General features: G+C 65.3%; 2 protein-coding genes. Both read left to right on the top strand.

Annotated elements, in window-relative coordinates; translation table 11 throughout:
* Positions 1-1,102 (top strand): IS21 family transposase (istA, locus tag BM345_RS29505; RefSeq protein WP_093387404.1); only part of this gene is annotated, 1,102 nt, incomplete at its 5' end.
* Complete coding sequence (gene istB, locus BM345_RS29500) at positions 1,092-1,898, top strand: IS21-like element helper ATPase IstB (protein ID WP_093387401.1); 807 nt, start codon at positions 1,092-1,094, stop codon at positions 1,896-1,898. The genes istA and istB, both read left to right, overlap by 11 nt.
* The last annotated feature ends 73 nt before the right edge of the window (positions 1,899-1,971 follow it).

The raw sequence follows: 1,971 nt of genomic DNA, 5'->3' as shown, positions 1-1,971 counted from the left end.
GGCGCACTTCAAGCTCAGCCACAGCCGGGCCTTCCTCGTGCGGGCATACCCGCTGCAGACCCACGAGATGCTGTTCGATGCGCATAACCGTGCCTTCGAGGTGTTGGGCGGCGTGCCGCGGCGTGGCATCTACGACAACATGAAGACGGCCGTGGACCGGGTGCGCCGCGGCAAGGAGCGTGACGTCAACGCACGCTTCAGCGCCATGGTGAGCCACTACCTGTTCGAAGCCGAGTTCTGCAACCCGGCCTCAGGCTGGGAGAAGGGCCAGGTGGAGAAGAACGTGCGCGATGCTCGGCATCGGCTGTGGCAGCCGGTGCCGGCGTTCGCAACGCTGGCACTGCTCAATGACTGGCTGGAGAGCCGGTGCAAGGCGCTGTGGGGCGAGATAGCCCACGGCAAGCTCCCCGGCACCGTGGCAGACGTATGGGCCCAGGAGCGGCCACTGCTGATGCCCATGCCCCGTCCGTTCGACGGCTTCGTCGAGCACACCAAGCGCGTCTCACCCACCTGCCTGGTGCACTTCGAGCGCAACCGCTACAGCGTGCCCGCCTCCTACGCGAACCGCCCGGTGAGCCTGCGGGTCTACGCGGATCGCCTGGTGGTGGCGGCCGAGGGGCAGCTTCTTTGCGAGCACGTCCGCATCATCGATCGGCGCCATGACACCGCCGGCCAGACCGTCTACGACTGGCGCCACTACCTGGCGGTGCTGCAGCGCAAGCCCGGGGCGCTCAGGAACGGGGCGCCCTTCAGTGAGCTGCCGCAGGGCTTCCGACGGTTGCAGGCCGTCCTGCTCAAGCAGCCCGGCGGCGACCGGGAGATGGTGGAGATCCTCGCGCTCGTGCTGCACCACGACGAGCAGGCCGTGCTGACCGCGGTCGAGCTGGCCCTGGAAGCCGGCGTGGCGAGCAAGACGCATGTGCTGAACGTCCTGCACCGGCTGCTCGACGGCAAGCCGGTGGCGCCAGCGCCAGTGACGGCACCCCAGGCGTTGCGCCTGGCGAACGAGCCCCAGGCCAACGTGTTGCGCTATGACTCCCTCAGAGGGCGCGTGAGCGCAGTTGATCCGATCATCGTCCAGGAGGTGCGCCATGCGCCATGATCCCGCCAGTGCAGCCATCGTGATCATGCTGCGCGCACTCAAGATGCACGGCATGGCACATGCCGTGGCCGAACTCGCCGAGCAGGGCTCGCCGGCCTTCGAGGCAGCGCAGCCGGTGCTCTCGCAGTTGCTCAAGGCCGAGACGGCCGAGCGCGAGGTGCGTTCGGTGGCCTACCAGTTGAAGCTGGCACGCTTCCCGGCCTACCGGGACCTCACAGGCTTCGACTTCGCCCACAGCGAAGTCAATGAAGCCTTGGTGCGGCAGTTGCACCGATGTGAATTCATGGAAGACGCCCAGAACGTGGTGCTCGTCGGTGGCCCCGGCACGGGCAAGACCCACATCGCCACGGCGCTGGGTGTGCAGGCCATCGAGCATCACCACCGGCGTGTGAGGTTCTTCTCTACGGTCGAACTGGTCAACGCACTCGAGCAGGAGAAGGCCAGCGGCAACCCGGGACACATCGCACATCGTCTGATGTACGCCGACATCGTGATCCTCGACGAGCTTGGCTACCTGCCGTTCAGTGCCTCAGGCGGGGCGCTGTTGTTCCATCTGCTGTCCAAGCTCTACGAGCGCACGAGCGTGGTGATCACGACGAACCTGAGCTTCAGCGAGTGGGCCAGCGTGTTCGGCGATGCGAAGATGACGACGGCGCTGCTGGACCGCCTCACGCACCACTGTCATATCCTGGAAACCGGCAACGACAGCTTCCGGTTCAAGCACAGCTCGGCCCAACCAGGTCAGGCAGACCAATCTAAAAAGAAGGAGAAGACCAAGAACTTATCCACACCGTGAGCCACCAGGCTCGCAAAGAGGGTGGGTCAATATTGGATGGAAATGCCGGGTCAGGATTGCATGGAACTCAACA

Source organism: Variovorax sp. OV329, from assembly GCF_900114785.1.
In the GTDB taxonomy this organism is placed as follows: domain Bacteria; phylum Pseudomonadota; class Gammaproteobacteria; order Burkholderiales; family Burkholderiaceae_C; genus Variovorax.
This window is presented reverse-complemented; position numbering and strand designations above follow the sequence as displayed.

Excerpts from the sequence above, each read along its gene's own strand:
- istB (WP_093387401.1), top strand. The coding sequence starts at position 1,092 with ATGCGCCATGATCCCGCCAGTGCAGCCATCGTGATCATGCTGCGCGCA.